The following is a 14,217-nucleotide window of genomic DNA, read 5'->3' on the forward strand; positions in this document are numbered from 1 at the left end:
ACCGTCCCACGTAACCTCAACACGTGCACGACGGCCCCCGACAACCCGCGCCGGTTACCGCGCAGCGCGTCATGTCCCGGCCGATTGCGCATTTCATCCGCTCGGCGCCGGTGACGTTCACCTGGCTGGCGGTGCTGTTCCTGACGACACTCGCCCAGCATCTGTTGCCCCGGTGGCACCTGATGACGCTGCTGCGCAAGGATTCGACCAACCTGCACCACCTGGCATCCGACCCCATCCGGGTGCTGATCACCAGCTTGTTGTGGCTCGACGGCGCCGCCTGGTGGCCCTATCTCGTGCTGTTCTGCCTCTTCTTGGCCCCGGCCGAGCGCTGGCTTGGCCACCTGCGTTTCGTCATCGCCGGGCTGACCGCCCACATCGTCGCCACCTATGCCAGTGAAGGCTTCCTGTACTGGCAGATCCAGGAGGCCATAGTCTCCCCGCGCTACCTCAACGCCCGCGATATCGGGGTCAGCTACTTCGCTGTCGGCATCATCGGGCTGCTGACCTACCGCATCGTGCGCCCGTGGCGCTGGCTGTACCTGATCACCGCGCTCGCGTGGTTCATCGGGGCGGTGTTGATCAGCCCCACGTTCACTCCAGTCGGGCATCTGGTCGCGCTGATGGTCGGGCTGGCGTGTTATCCGCTTGCCCGTAGGCGGCCCGGCCCTGGAATCGATCCGTCGTGGCTGCTACGACGCCGGAGCCGTGCGTAGAGTGAGACAGCGTGGCGCTCGACGACGAGGACATCCGGCGGCTCGGCCGCTGTGTCGAACTCGCCCGCACCGCGCTGACGGCCGGTGACGAGCCGTTCGGCTCGATTCTGGTCGACGCCGACGGCCACGTCCTGTTCGAGGACCACAATCACGTCGCAGGCGGTGACGCCACCGCGCATCCCGAGCTGGCGATCGCGCAGTGGTCGGTGGCCAACCTGGCCCCCGACGACCGCGCTCGCGCCACCGTCTACACCTCGGGTGAGCACTGCCCGATGTGCGCGGCCGCACACGCCTGGGTTGGCCTGGGCCGCATCGTGTTTGCGGTTTCCGGCGGGCAACTGGCCCAGTGGCTGACGGAGTGGCGGGTGCCACTTCCACCGGTGGCGACGCTGCCGATCACCGCGGTGGCCCCACAGCTCACGGTCGACGGACCGGCGCGGGAGTACCGCGACGAGATGATGGCCCTCTACGCCGCGAAGTTCGCGCCGTGAGCGGGCCGAACTGGGTACGTCACGCGATCTGGTGGCACCTCTATCCCCTGGGCTTCGTCGGCGCCTTCCCCAACGCCCAACCGCCCGAAGCGAAAGAGCACCGGCTGCGCCGCGTCATCGACTGGCTCGACCACGCGGTCGAACTCGGCACCTCCGGCATCGCGCTGGGCCCGGTCTTCGCGTCCCGCACCCACGGCTACGACACCACCGATCACTTCCACATCGACCCCCGCCTTGGTGAGGATGCCGATTTCGATCACCTCGTGCAAGAAGCTCACCGGCGTGGGCTGCGGGTGCTACTCGACGGTGTGTTCAACCATGTCGGAACCGATTTCGACCGTTACCGCCGCGCTGTCGAGGACGAAGACGCGGAATCGATCGGCTGGTTCCGCGGCCGGCCCGGCCGCTTCCACACCTTCGAGGGTCACGGCGAACTCGTCACTCTCAACCACGGCAGCCCGGCCGTCGTCGACTACACCGTCGACGTGATGAACCACTGGCTGGGCCGTGGCGCCGACGGCTGGCGCCTCGACGCCGCCTACGCCGTGCCAGAATCCTTTTGGGCGCAGGTGCTTCCCCGGGTCCGCGACGCGCATCCTGAGGCGTGGTTCGTCGCCGAGGTCATCCACGGTGACTACGCCGCGTTCGTCGACGGCTCCCGCGTCGACTCGGTGACGCAATATGAGCTGTGGAAGGCGATCTGGAGCAGCCTCAACGACGGCAATTTCCACGAGCTGGACTGGGCGCTGCAGCGCCACAACGACTTTCTCGCCACCTTCGCTCCCCTGACCTTCGTCGGCAATCACGACGTGACCCGCATCGCCAGCCAGCTGCACCGCCCCGAGCATGTGGCGCATGCGCTGGTGCTGCTGTTCACCACCGGCGGCGTGCCCACTGTCTACGCCGGCGACGAGCTCGGATTCCGCGGTGTCAAGGAGGAGCGGGCCGGTGGCGACGACGCGGTTCGCCCCGAGTTCGGCCCGCCACCGGCGCAACTGGACGAGGCTGGGCGCGCGACACTGAGCCTGCACCAGTATCTGATCGGGCTGCGCCGGCGAAATCCATGGCTGCACGAAGCGAAAACCACTGCGCTGCAACTAGACAACCGGACCTACGCGTACGAGACCCGTAACGGTGACGATGCGCTGATCGTCGCGCTGAATATCGACAACTCGCCGATGCCCCTGCCGGTGACCGCGCTCATCGGCGGGCAGGCCCAGCTGGTGGGCGGCACGGCGGCACCGCCGGAGGAGATCGTCAGCGACGTCGTCGTCCCCCCACAGGGTTGGCTGGTCCTGCGCCCTCGTTAGAGCAGTTGCAGGGTGTGCGGATCCTGTTCGCCGGCGTAGAACTTGTGTAGGACCCCCAGGAAATCCGCGTTGTCGTCGCCGGCTTGAGCGAAGAGCGTCATCGACGAGCGCACCTTCAGGTTGTCCGGCCAGGGGAAGATCTCCTTGATCGAGGCGCCTTCGATGGCTGCCAGCAGCCGAGTGCACTCACGCAGCCGTGCGCCGAGCACCGGATGGGCCAGGTAGGCCTGCGCTTCGGCTAGCGATTTGATTCCGTAAAGCCTTGCCGTTGAACTACTTCCGAGTCCTGCGAGCTGTGGGAAAATGAACCAGATCCAGTGGCTGTGTTTGGTGCCGGCTCGCAGCTCGGCGACCGCCCGGTCGTACATACGATCCTGCGCATCGATGAAGCGTTGCAGGTCGAACGGGTCATCCATTGCTCCACCGTATCGTTGCCGGGGCGTGACCGTCCCGTTATTGACGACTAATTCAAAGTTGTTGAGATACCGCAGATCCCGAGTCCAGCACGTCTCCTTATCGTTAGCGAACCGCGACTTGGCGCACCGCGGCGCGTACCGAGTCGGGGCTACGCATCGTGATTAGCTACCGGCACACAGCACTTCTCCACTGTGAAACACGTACGAAAGGTGATGGTTTCCGTCATGAAGATCGTCGAGATGATGCGAGGCACATGGTTGCGCCGCCTGGCGGCAGCCGTTGTGGCCGCACTCTTTCTGCCCGGCCTAATCGGCGTTGTCGGCGGGTCGGCGACCGCGGCCGCCTTCTCCAAGCCGGGTCTGCCGGTTCTCTACCTTGATGTCCCGTCAGCCGCGATGGGCCGCAATATCCGAATCCAGTTCCAGGGCGGTGGCCCGCACGCGGTGTACCTGCTCGACGGTCTGCGCGCGCAGGACGACTACAACGGCTGGGATATCAACACCCCGGCGTTCGAGTGGTTGTACGGCTCGGGCCTGTCGACTGTGATGCCGGTCGGTGGCCAGTCGAGCTTCTACACCGACTGGTATCAGCCGTCGCAGGGCAATGGTCAGAACTACACCTACAAGTGGGAAACGTTCATGACCCAGGAACTGCCGGCCTACCTGGCCGCCAACTACGGTGTCGACCCCAACGGCAACGCCGTCGTCGGTCTGTCGATGGCCGGTAGCGCGTCGTTGACCTACTCGATCTACTACCCGCAGAAGTACACCTACGCCGCATCGCTGTCGGGCTTCCTGAACCCTTCCGAGGGCTGGTGGCCGATGCTGATCGGTCTGGCGATGAACGACGCGGGCGGGTTCAACGCGCAGAGCATGTGGGGTCCGTCGTCTGACCCGGCATGGCGGCGCAACGACCCGATGGTCAACATCAACCAGCTGGTCGCCAACAACACCCGGATCTGGATCTACTGCGGCACCGGTACGCCGTCGGATCTGGACACCTCCGGTGGCGGCGGCAACCTGATGGCCGCGCAGTTCCTCGAAGGCTTCACGTTGCGCACCAACAAGACCTTCATGGACAACTACCTCGCGGCTGGTGGACGCAACGGCGTGTTCAACTTCCCCGCGAACGGGACGCACAGCTGGGGCTACTGGGGACAGCAGCTGCAGCAGATGATCCCGGACATGCAGCGGGTTCTGGGGGCCACCCCGTCCGCTGGCTGATCCAGCGCACAACACAACAGCGAGCCTGTCGCCCCCCGGCGGCAGGCTCGCTGCTTTGTGTGGGGAACAAACTGGAATCGATCAAGGTTGAGTCGATCAGACTGAACTTTGGAGGATTGATGGCTGAAGCCAAATCTGTGCCGGTCCTGTTTGTCAGCGAGCCGATCGTGCTGCCGGGGATGGTGGTGCCGATCGAGCTCGACGACGCCGCGCGTGCCGCAGTGGATGCTGCGCAGGCCACCCCGACCGGCAAGCTCTTGATCGCCCCGCGCCTGGACGATCGCTACCCCACCTACGGCGTCATCGCGTCGATCGTGCAGGTGGGCCGCATTCCGGGCGGCGGCGCCGCTGCCGTCGTGCGCGGTGAGAGCCGCGCCCACATCGGATCCGGAACCACCGGTCCTGGCGCGGCGCTATGGGTCGAGGTCGAGGAGATAACAGCGGCCGAGCCCACCGAGGACACCAAGGCACTCGCCGCCGAATACAAGAAACTGCTGCTGGCCATGCTGCAACGCCGCGAGGCCTGGCAGATCGTCGACGTGGTCAACAAGATCGCCGATCCGTCCGCGCTCGCCGACACCGCCGGCTACGCGTCGTACCTCACCGATGTGCAGAAGCGTCAGCTGCTGGAGACCGAAGACGTGGCCGAACGGCTCCGCGTGCTGATCGACTGGACCAGTGACCTGCTGGCCGAGGTCGAGGTCAACGACAAGATCGCCGAGGACCTCCGCGACGGCATGGAGAAGACGCAGAAGGAATTCCTGCTGCGCCAGCAACTCAACGCCATCCGCAAGGAACTCGGTGAAGGCGAGCCCGACGGGTCTGATGACTATCGGGCCCGAGTGGAGGCTGCTGACCTACCCGACAAGGTCCGTGAGGCCGCGCTGCGTGAGGTCGGCAAGCTGGAACGCTCCAGCGAGCAGAGCCCCGAAGGCGGCTGGATTCGCACCTGGCTGGACACCGTCCTGGACCTGCCGTGGAACTCCCGCACCGAGGACTCGACCGATCTGAAGGCGGCCCGGGACATCCTCGACGCCGATCACCACGGCCTGGACGACGTCAAGGACCGCATCGTCGAATACCTGGCGGTGCGCTCCCGTCGTGCCCAACGCGGCCTGCAGGTCGTCGGTGGCCGCGGCTCGGGCGCGGTGATGGTACTGGCCGGTCCCCCCGGCGTCGGTAAGACGTCGCTGGGTGAGAGCGTGGCCCGCGCGCTGGGCCGCAAGTTCGTTCGGGTAGCCCTCGGCGGTGTGCGTGACGAGGCCGAGATCCGCGGCCACCGGCGCACCTACGTCGGCGCGCTGCCTGGCCGGATCGTTCGCGCGATCGGCGAGGCCGGGTCGATGAACCCGGTCGTGCTGCTCGACGAGATCGACAAGGTCGGCTCGGACTACCGCGGCGACCCGTCGGCGGCCTTGCTGGAGGTCCTGGACCCGGCGCAGAACCACACGTTCCGCGACCACTACCTGGACCTGGATCTCGACCTGTCCGATGTGGTGTTCCTGGCCACGGCCAACGTGATCGAGAACATCCCGTCCGCGCTGCTGGACCGGATGGAGCTCGTGTCCATCGACGGCTACACCGAGGACGACAAGGTGGCCATCGCCCGCGACTACCTGCTGCCCCGGCAGCGGGACCGGGCGGCGCTGACCGCCGAAGAGGTCGAAGTCACCGACGCGGCACTGCGCAAGATCGCGGCGGACTACACCCGGGAACCCGGTGTGCGTCAGTTCGAGCGGCTGTTGGCCAAGGCGATGCGGAAGGCCACCACGAAGTTGGCGGGCGACGTCGAGTCGTTGATCATCGACGAGCCTGATCTGGTCGCGTACCTGGGCCGGCCGCGGTTCATGCCGGAGTCTGCCGAGCGCACGGCGGTGCCGGGCGTGGCGACCGGACTGGCAGTGACCGGGCTGGGCGGCGACGTGCTCTACATCGAAGCCGGGTCACCCGGATCGGAGGGGGTCGGCGAGTCGGCTCTGATTCTGACCGGTCAGCTGGGTGATGTGATGAAGGAGTCGGCGCAGATCGCGCTGTCCTACGTTCGCAGCCATGCTGAGCAGCTGGGCGTGGATCCCGCGGCGCTGAACCGCAAGATCCATGTGCACGTGCCCGCGGGCGCGGTGCCCAAGGACGGTCCGTCCGCCGGTGTGACCATGGTGACCGCGCTGGTGTCCATGGCCACCGGGCGGCAGGTCCGCTCGGATGTCGGGATGACCGGTGAGGTCACTCTGAACGGCCGGGTGCTGCCCATCGGCGGTGTCAAGCAGAAGCTGCTGGCCGCGCAACGTGCCGGGCTGTCAACGGTTTTCATCCCGCAACGCAACGAGGCCGACCTGGACGACGTTCCTGCTGAGGTGCTCGAGGCGCTGACCGTGAAGCCGATGACCGATGTCGCCGAGATCGTGGCCCAGGCGCTCGAGCCGGCCGCCGAGGCGGCCACGACCGCAGCCTGATCACCCACGACTAGTCGCAGAATCGCACGAATCCTCTCGGATTCGTGCGATTTTGTGTCTGCCGGCCGTGGTAGGACAAATCGCATGGCCTACGACGAAGATCTGGTGAACCGGCTGCGCGAGCTTCTCGCTGCCGAGCGTGGCATCGACGAGAAGCGGATGTTCGGCGGCCTGGCCTTCCTGATCAACGGCAATATGGCGGTGGCGGCCAGCGGGGGCGGTGGCCTGATGGTTCGGGTACCGCCCGAGGACACCGCCGCTCTGGTGGCCCGTGCGCACGTCGAGCCGATGATCATGGCGGGCCGTGAAACTCGTGGCTGGATTCGGGTCGAAGACCCCGGCATGCGAACCAAGCGCCAGCTGGAGAGCTGGGTGACCCGTGGGATCGATTATGCGAGATCCCTGCCGCCGAAGTAATCCGGAATAAATCACGATGAGTGCCGCTTGTCGCGTGCATGACCTTTCCCGTGCGCATTGCCGTTCAGATTCAGCCGGCCGACACCCCTGACTACGCCACCTGGCGGCAGGCCGTCCTGCATGCCGAGGAGATCGGGGTGGACGTCATCTTCGGCTACGACCACTTCCACGCACCGTTCATCGAGTCGATCGTCGATGCGAAACCGGTGCTGGCCGAAGTTCAGCCCGATGTGAACAACTTCGAGGGCTGGACGGCGCTGGCATCCTGGGGCGAGATCACCACGCGTGCCGAGCTCGGACTGCTGGTGGCGGGGATCGGCTATCGCAATCCGGACCTGCTCGCGGACATGGCGCGCACCGTCGACCACATCAGTGGTGGGCGGGCCATCCTTGGCGTCGGCGCCGGTTGGTACGAGAAGGATTACACCACTTACGGTTTCGACTACGGAACGGTCAAATCCCGAGCCGACCTGTTCGATGAGGGACTCCTGCGCATCGAGCGCCGCTTCGAGCTGCTGCGGCCGGCACCGCTGCGCAAGATTCCGATCCTGATCGGTGGATCGGGCCCGAAGCGCACGTTGCCCGCCGTCGCGCGCCACGCCGATATCTGGCATACCTTCCTGCCGATCGACGCCTACCGCGAGGCCAGCACCCGTGTCGGCGAGTTGGCCACCGGATTCGGGCGCGCGGACAGCGATATCGAGCGATCGACGTTCTGGACCGATCCGCGGTCGGCGGACGACTACCTGTCAGCGGGAGCGACGTTGTTTCACACCGAGGTCCGCGCGTCCGCGGGCAAGTATGACCTCAGCACCGTCGAGAAGATGATCGACTGGCGCGATACGAAGCGCTGATCACAGTGGTGTCAATGACGCGCGGTCGCTGCGGGGAAAACTGACGCCGTTTCACTAATTGGCCCCGGGGGTATCGCCGCCTGATGGACGACTGGGAGGCTCGGGATCTCGTGCGGCGGCTGCGCAAGCATGCCGGCACCACCTATGCCGCCGAAGCCGGGATCACCCTGCGGGACGCCCCGATGCCGTTGTTCCAGCTGATGGTGCTGTGCATGCTGGCAAGCAAACCTATCGACGCCGCCATCGCGGCACAGGCCGCCAAGGAGCTGTTCCGGGCGGGGCTTCGCACGCCGAACTCGGTACTGACCGCCGACCGGCCGACGATGCTCGAGGCATTCAGTCGGGCGCGCTACGTGCGCTACGACGAGAGCTCTGCGTCGCGGCTCAGCCAGATCGCCAACCGGGTCGACAGGGATTATCACGGCGACCTTCGCATCCTGGCCCGGATCGGCAAGCCCGATGTGCGGGCCACCAAGGTGCTACTCAAGCAGTTCGCCGGAATCGGCGACACCGGGGCCGACATCTTCCTGCGCGAGGTGCAGGATGTATGGCCTTGGGTGAGGCCGTACTTCGACAAACGCGCACTGGACACCGCCAGCGAACTGGGGCTCCCCCGCGAGCCCGACAAGCTGGCGGCTCTCACCGGGCGGGCGGTCGCACCGCTGGCCGCAGCGCTGGTGCGCGTCTCGCTGGATGACGGGATCCGCGAGCTACTCGGTCGTTGAGTCCGGTTCGAGGAGTCTCTTTCGGGCGGTGGCGAATTCGGCGTCGGTGAGGTCGCCCCGGTCTCGCATGGTTTTCAGCGTGCGCAACCGGTCAGCGACTTCGGGCTCGAGATCAGTGGGTTGTGGGGCGGCCCGCAGGATCGGCTCGTCTTCGATCAGCTCGATATGGTCTGGCCGATCCGGGTCGATGCGCACCGCCACCCGGTCCTCGGACTCGGGCACCTCGCCGAGGGTGAACGTCCCGGTCAGGCGGGCCTCGTAAGACGCTGCGCCGTCGGATCGTTCGATGCTCAGGCGCAGCACACGGCGGCCGGCATCCTTGTTGACCACGACGTTGAAGACCGGCCGGATCACCTCGAGGACAACACCGGTCCCCCGCACGCCGTCGCGGCGTAGCCGATCCACTTCTGCGACCCGGACGACCAGCAAGGTCGCGTATCCGGCGATAAGTACGGTCCACAACACCAGCCACCACAGGGACAGCGGCGCCGTCCAGTCGGCGGCCCACGGAACCATTGACGCAATGAACCATCCGGGCAGTACGGGGCGCGGTGATCGGCGCGAAATCATCAGGAAGACAACGAACTGCGCGACGTACCCGACCAGCCAGACACCGAGCACCCGGCCGCTGGCCGCCGCCGAACCGACGTGGTCGAGCATCCGGGTACCAATCAGGGCCGGCACCACGATCAGTGCGTACCACAGCGCCGAGAGGATCGCGATCGTCCGCCACATCACCGGGACACGGTATACCTCACCTCACGCCCCCACGACGTGGCAGGCCGGGGCGAGCACGGTGATCAGCCCGGACGAACCGTCGACGCGGACGCGCATGCCCGAGCACAGCCGCGTGGCACCATCGGCAATACCGGCCACGAAGGGCACCCGGAGTTCGGTCGCTGCTCGCGCCGCGTCGGCCAGCGTGGCTCCGCCGTCGGTGAGTACCGCGGCCGGTGTGCCGAGCAGCGGGACGGAATCGATGTCGGCGGTGGTGACGACGGCGATCTCGCCGGCCTGCAGGCGGGCATCGGCAGCCGAGTCGATCACCCGGACGGTGCCCTCCACGACACCGGGAAAGAGGCCAGATCCGTGCAGCTCGTCGGCAACCCGCGCCGCAACGGGCACCGCGAGAGGCGTCCACGTGGTGTCGATCACCGCGGGCAACCGCACGCCCTGCAGCCGCTCCCGCTCGGTGATGCGGCCCTTGATGCGCAGTCGGCTGTCGGCCGGCGGGCCGAGAGCTTCCTCGACGGTCAGGTAGAAGACGTCGCCGGGCGCCGTGTGCTTGTCCTCGGCAACCAGCCGGCGGCCCAATTCTCTTACCGTAAGCCGCATTTGGTGGGTGAATCGCATCGTGGTGTCATACGCCAGCGCCCGGCATGCCTGCGGGCCGGGCAGTGTCGGCTCGTCCTCGCGCGCCGCCGGACTCGGCACCCGCAGCGCGGCCGCGATCACCGCGTCGGGCCGGTCGGACAGCACCGAGGCCGCCAGCTCGGCAGAACCAGGGCCGCGATGCCCCAGGTGGGCGAGGGCGGAGTCGAATGCAGTTGCGACCATGGGCGCGGCGGTGCGGGTGGTCGCCAGGTCGCCGGCTTCCAGTGCGATCTGTGCATAGGGGTGTGCGCGCAACACCCGCGCCAACGAGTCGATCTCGGCGCGCAGACTCACCGTCTCGCCCGCGGCGTCCAGCTGTGCCGGCGCCACCTCAGCGAACAACAGCGCAAGTGCCGCGAGCACCCATCCTTCATGAATCCTGCTGCGCAGCAGTCGCACTCGTGCCTCGAGCTGAGCGTCACCCAGCAACGTGAGCTTGGCGGCGTCGCACCGCTCGGTATCCGCGGCCGCGCGGTAGGCGTGCAGATGACGACCGTACATGCGTGCTGAGGAGATCAGGCGGGTCGTCGACATGGCTGCGGTGATCGATGCGAGCAGCCCCGGCCCTGGCGCCGGCCGGTCAGCGGGGGCGCGCAGCCGCTGCGACAACGCGGAGGCGCGGGTGGGCAGACGAGGTTCGGCCGCGGCGAGGGCCGACGCACCGAGATAGATCCGATGGCCGAACACCGCGACCAGTCGGCTCTCCCACTCGGCGGCCACCGGGTCGCGCAGATCCAGCAGCTGGGCCAGGGTCCGCCCGGCGACCCGCAAGCCGGCCAGATGCAGATCCAGCGACATCGGGGTGAGCGGTCCGGCGGTGGTCTCGCGCAGCGGACTGGCGACGAACAGCGGGAAGCGTGGGTCGATGCGATCGTCGAATTCGCCGCCGGCATCCCCGATTGCTGCGCTTCGCACTTCGTTGCCGCCTGAGCGCGGAAGACCCGCGACGGGCATCGGGATCCGGCCGGCGGCCGCAACCGCACCGTCCGGACCCATCTTGCGGCCCTGTAGGCCGCGCACGGTATCGGTGACGGCCTCGGTTGCGCCCCAGCCGCATTCGAATTTCCAGTTGCGGCCGACGCCGGCCAGATCCAGCGGCGGGCACAGCTGGGGCCAGCCCTGCACACCGCGCACTTTCGGTCGCGGGTCAATGCCGCCGAGAATCCGACGCGCCGACGCCGCGGTGGTGGTGTCGACGGTGGCGAGATCCACCACGCCGGTGCGGTCGCTATCCACGGCGATAACCAAAAACCGGATCAGATCGTCGATGTGCAGCACATGCAGCGGCCCCGGGACGTCGGTGTTCAGTAGCGCGGCCACCGATCGGCAGACCAGCGCGTCGGCCTGGCGACCCAGCGGTGCGGCGATGCGTACCACCAGGTTTGGCGCCCAGCCGGAGCTGACGAGGTCTTCGGCCTGCTGCCAGGTGTCGGGTGCGAGCAGGGACAGCGAGGGGAAGATCATGCGGGCACCGCCGCGGGCAGCGGCATCGCAGATCCGGGCGACGTCAGCTGAGCCGGTGGTGCCGCCGGCGGCTGGGAGGTGAACGATGACGTCTGCGATCTCCGCCAGTCGGTACAGGACCGGGTGGGTCAGCGCGGCGCAGACGAAATCGACTCCGGGATCGAGGTCACGATGGGCTCGTTCGGCGATGGCGTAGACGTCATGACCGGCTGCCAGCAAGCTCTGGGCGAGTGCGCGACCCAGCTCTCCGGCGACCTCAGTGAGCAAAATCCGCATGCCAGGCCCTACTTCCCCGTGCAATGACGAGAATAGGCAGGCCCAGGGAAAAATTCGACACTTTGGGCGGTCGCCCAAACAGAATCCAGTGGGCGGTTGCCCAACGCGCTCAGACCAGGCTGGCCCTGCCGTCGGCATGCACCCGCACCTTGGCGCCCGCGATGTCTTCGCGCACGGTCACCGCTGCCGCCTCGGGGTCCTCGACAAGGGCCATCACCCTGGCGTCGTCGCTGGTCCGCACCGTGAGGAAGGCCTTTTGCGGCTGCCCGTCACGGTCGAACGGCGTGGTCCAGGACTCCACCGTGCCCTCGCCGTCCCACTCGACGAGTGCCCGGCGGGTGGGCTTACGGTCGACCTCGGCCTGGACGTCCTCCCAGCGGAAGGCCGCGGGCGGCGGGGTGGCGCTGTAGACGCCGAAGCTGTGCTTGGTGAGGTAGCCGCCGTTGGCGGTGATCAGGCCGCGGGCAGCGGGGTTGGCACGCAGCAGATCGGTCATGGTGGCGATCGAGTGCATGACGTAGTTGTTCCACGGTCCGCCGGCGAAGGTGAGCCCGCCGGTGACCGTCAACAGCCGCTGCGGGTCGTCGGTGGGCAGTCCGAGTTCGCGGGCGGCCACCTGTACCGCCGACGGGAAGCACGAATAGACGTCGATATGGTCGAGGTCGTCGACGCCGACACCGGCCAGTTCGAGGGCGCGACTGCCGCCGATCCGGATCGCCGGGGAGCGATGCAACTCGTGGCGTTCGGCCACGGCGTAGGTGTCATGCGAGTCGGTGCCCGCGTAGGGGAAGACCCACTGATCGCGTGGGATCTGCAGATAGGTGGCCTTCTCCGCCGAACAGAGGATCACCACAGCGGCCTGGTTGACCATGTTGTTGGAGTTCATCAACTTCGGGTAGGGCCAGCTGATCATGCGGTTGTCCGGGCTGGCCTGCCCGATCTGCTCGGCAGTACGCGCCTGGCGGCTCCACGCGTGCGGGTTGCCCGCCGCCACCTCGCTGAACCGTGCCCACAGCGCCGCGATGCGGTGCTGGTGCTCCTGGACGGTCTCGCCGTTGGCGATCCGCAGCGCCTGCTCGAACAGTGGATAGACGAACGAGGGCCGGTCCAGCCCGATGCGGTCCTCTGCGGGGCCCGACATCGGAACGTCCTCCCCACCGGGCGGCACTGGCACCGTATCGTCCTGTTGGGTCCAGTCCGGCTTGATCCCTTTGGCGCGCAGGCGCATCCGAGTCCGCCAGGTTTCCCCGCCGGCGAGCAGGACGACATCGGCGCGGCCGTTCTGAATGTCCAGGCAGGCTTGATTGACCAGCGATTGCGGCGTGTTGCCGCCGACCCCGGTGTAGCGAGTGGCCGCCTCGGGCGCCCCGATCCGCTGGCCCAACAGCAGCCCGGGATCGCGGTAGCGCCACGACAGCAGGTTGACCACCCGGATCGCATCGACGGCCCGCAACACCCGCGGATCGGCCGCCTCCCGTGCGGCCGCGACCATCAGGTCGACGGGTTCGATGTCGGCGTCGTCGCGTTGGTTGACCTGTCCAGCCCCGACGAGTACCGGCGTCCGAGGATCCATCGACGATGCCTTCCGTAGTCATGGCCGTGTTTGACGGCTGTCAAAACCTAGCACCGGCTGCCGAGGCAGCGACGATTGGTATCGGCGTCCATGTCAGGATGTCGCCATGACGGTGGTTCTGGTGCATGGCAATCCGGAGACCGACGCGATCTGGGGTCCGCTGGTCGCCGCACTCCAACGCGACGACGTGGTGCGGCTGTCCCCACCGGGATTCGGGGCTCCGCTGCCCGCGGATTTCCCAATGACATACCTGGCGTACCGGGATTGGCTGGAAGCCGAGCTGGAACGTTTCGACACCCCCGTCGACCTGGTCGGCCATGACTGGGGCGGCGGTCACGTGATCAACCTCGTGATGCACCGTCCAGAACTGGTGCGCAGCTGGGCCAGCGATGTGCTCGGCATTCTGCACCCCGACTACGTCTGGCATGACATGGCACAGGTGTGGCAGACCCCGGACGCCGGCGAAGAACTGGTCGAGGCGATGATCGGCGGCTCGGTCGAAGACCGCGTTCCCCAGCTCACGATGCTCGGGATTCCCGAGGACGTCGCCACCGAATTGGCCGTCGCGCAGGGCCCGGAGATGGGCCGGGCGATCCTGGCGCTGTACCGCTCGGCCAGCCAACCGGCGATGGCCGAGGCGGGGCTCTCGCTCGGCAACGCCGCGGCGCGTCCGGGATTGTCGCTACTGGCGACCGAAGACACCTACGTCGGCAGCGACGACCTGCGGCGACAGGCCGCCGCGCGGGCGGGTGCCCGCACCGAGGTGCTCGACGGCCTCGGGCACTGGTGGATGCTTCAGGATCCCGCGCGAGGCGCGCAAGCACTCACCGACTTCTGGACGTCACTGAGCTGATTCACAGCCGGTTCTACTGCACCACCGCGGACGCGGTGCAAGCATGGCCCAGTCGCGGTCAATAAGTCGGC

Annotated in this window: 13 protein-coding genes; 9 read left to right on the plus strand and 4 right to left on the minus strand. The window is 67.3% G+C overall.

From position 1 onward, the window contains the following. Window positions 1–23: 23 nt before the first annotated feature. Genes G6N38_RS26405 through G6N38_RS26415 form a run of 3 tightly spaced genes read left to right on the plus strand, consistent with a single transcriptional unit; the run spans window position 24 to window position 2,517 of the window. The gene (locus G6N38_RS26405; RefSeq protein WP_322790546.1) at window positions 24–716 is read left to right on the plus strand and encodes a rhomboid-like protein; all 693 of its coding nucleotides are present in this window, start codon (window positions 24–26) and stop codon (window positions 714–716) included. A gap of 11 nt (window positions 717–727) precedes the next feature. Next, the gene (locus tag G6N38_RS26410) at window positions 728–1,207 is read left to right on the plus strand and encodes a nucleoside deaminase (RefSeq protein ID WP_163751074.1); all 480 of its coding nucleotides are present in this window, start codon (window positions 728–730) and stop codon (window positions 1,205–1,207) included. After that, window positions 1,204–2,517 carry an alpha-amylase family protein gene (locus G6N38_RS26415; RefSeq protein WP_163751075.1) on the plus strand — a complete coding sequence of 438 codons (1,314 nt, stop codon included), beginning with the start codon at window positions 1,204–1,206 and terminating at the stop codon, window positions 2,515–2,517. Before G6N38_RS26410 ends, G6N38_RS26415 begins: the two co-directional genes overlap by 4 nt. Here G6N38_RS26415 and G6N38_RS26420 read toward each other — a convergent pair. Next, window positions 2,514–2,933: a DUF1810 domain-containing protein gene (locus G6N38_RS26420; protein ID WP_163751076.1), complete on the minus strand. Its 420-nt coding sequence runs from the start codon at window positions 2,931–2,933 to the stop codon at window positions 2,514–2,516. The genes G6N38_RS26415 and G6N38_RS26420 overlap by 4 nt on opposite strands. A gap of 225 nt (window positions 2,934–3,158) precedes the next feature. Here G6N38_RS26420 and G6N38_RS26425 point away from each other — a divergent pair, with 225 nt between their 5' ends. The 5 genes from G6N38_RS26425 to G6N38_RS26445 all read left to right on the plus strand — a co-directional run bounded on the left by G6N38_RS26425 (window position 3,159) and on the right by G6N38_RS26445 (window position 8,606). Next, window positions 3,159–4,157, plus strand: a complete 999-nt coding sequence (locus G6N38_RS26425) for an esterase family protein (RefSeq protein ID WP_163751077.1) — start codon at window positions 3,159–3,161, stop codon at window positions 4,155–4,157. Between the two features lie 119 nt (window positions 4,158–4,276). Further along, the gene (gene lon / locus G6N38_RS26430; protein WP_163751078.1) at window positions 4,277–6,610 is read left to right on the plus strand and encodes an endopeptidase La; all 2,334 of its coding nucleotides are present in this window, start codon (window positions 4,277–4,279) and stop codon (window positions 6,608–6,610) included. Window positions 6,611–6,694: 84 nt separating this feature from the next. Further along, the gene (locus tag G6N38_RS26435; RefSeq protein WP_163751079.1) at window positions 6,695–7,027 is read left to right on the plus strand and encodes a TfoX/Sxy family protein; all 333 of its coding nucleotides are present in this window, start codon (window positions 6,695–6,697) and stop codon (window positions 7,025–7,027) included. Window positions 7,028–7,065: 38 nt separating this feature from the next. Beyond that, window positions 7,066–7,881, plus strand: coding sequence for an LLM class F420-dependent oxidoreductase (locus G6N38_RS26440; RefSeq protein ID WP_163751080.1), 816 nt, complete (start codon window positions 7,066–7,068; stop codon window positions 7,879–7,881). 83 nt (window positions 7,882–7,964) lie between these two features. Then, window positions 7,965–8,606, plus strand: a complete 642-nt coding sequence (locus tag G6N38_RS26445; RefSeq protein WP_163751081.1) for an endonuclease — start codon at window positions 7,965–7,967, stop codon at window positions 8,604–8,606. On the opposite strand, the gene G6N38_RS26450 is transcribed toward G6N38_RS26445, so the two are convergent. The 3 genes from G6N38_RS26450 to G6N38_RS26460 all read right to left on the minus strand — a co-directional run bounded on the left by G6N38_RS26450 (window position 8,592) and on the right by G6N38_RS26460 (window position 13,293). After that, complete coding sequence (locus G6N38_RS26450) at window positions 8,592–9,341, minus strand: SHOCT domain-containing protein (RefSeq protein WP_246228104.1); 750 nt, start codon at window positions 9,339–9,341, stop codon at window positions 8,592–8,594. The two genes, G6N38_RS26445 and G6N38_RS26450, sit on opposite strands and share 15 nt — an antisense overlap. A 24-nt stretch (window positions 9,342–9,365) precedes the next feature. After that, the gene (locus G6N38_RS26455; protein WP_163751083.1) at window positions 9,366–11,720 is read right to left on the minus strand and encodes a PEP-utilizing enzyme; all 2,355 of its coding nucleotides are present in this window, start codon (window positions 11,718–11,720) and stop codon (window positions 9,366–9,368) included. 109 nt (window positions 11,721–11,829) lie between these two features. Next, window positions 11,830–13,293, minus strand: coding sequence for an acetyl-CoA acetyltransferase (locus G6N38_RS26460; protein WP_163751084.1), 1,464 nt, complete (start codon window positions 13,291–13,293; stop codon window positions 11,830–11,832). 106 nt (window positions 13,294–13,399) lie between these two features. Here G6N38_RS26460 and G6N38_RS26465 point away from each other — a divergent pair, with 106 nt between their 5' ends. After that, window positions 13,400–14,146: an alpha/beta fold hydrolase gene (locus G6N38_RS26465; RefSeq protein WP_163751085.1), complete on the plus strand. Its 747-nt coding sequence runs from the start codon at window positions 13,400–13,402 to the stop codon at window positions 14,144–14,146. Window positions 14,147–14,217 lie beyond the last annotated feature (71 nt).

The sequence above is a fragment of the Mycolicibacterium helvum genome (assembly GCF_010731895.1).
In the GTDB taxonomy this organism is placed as follows: domain Bacteria; phylum Actinomycetota; class Actinomycetes; order Mycobacteriales; family Mycobacteriaceae; genus Mycobacterium; species Mycobacterium helvum.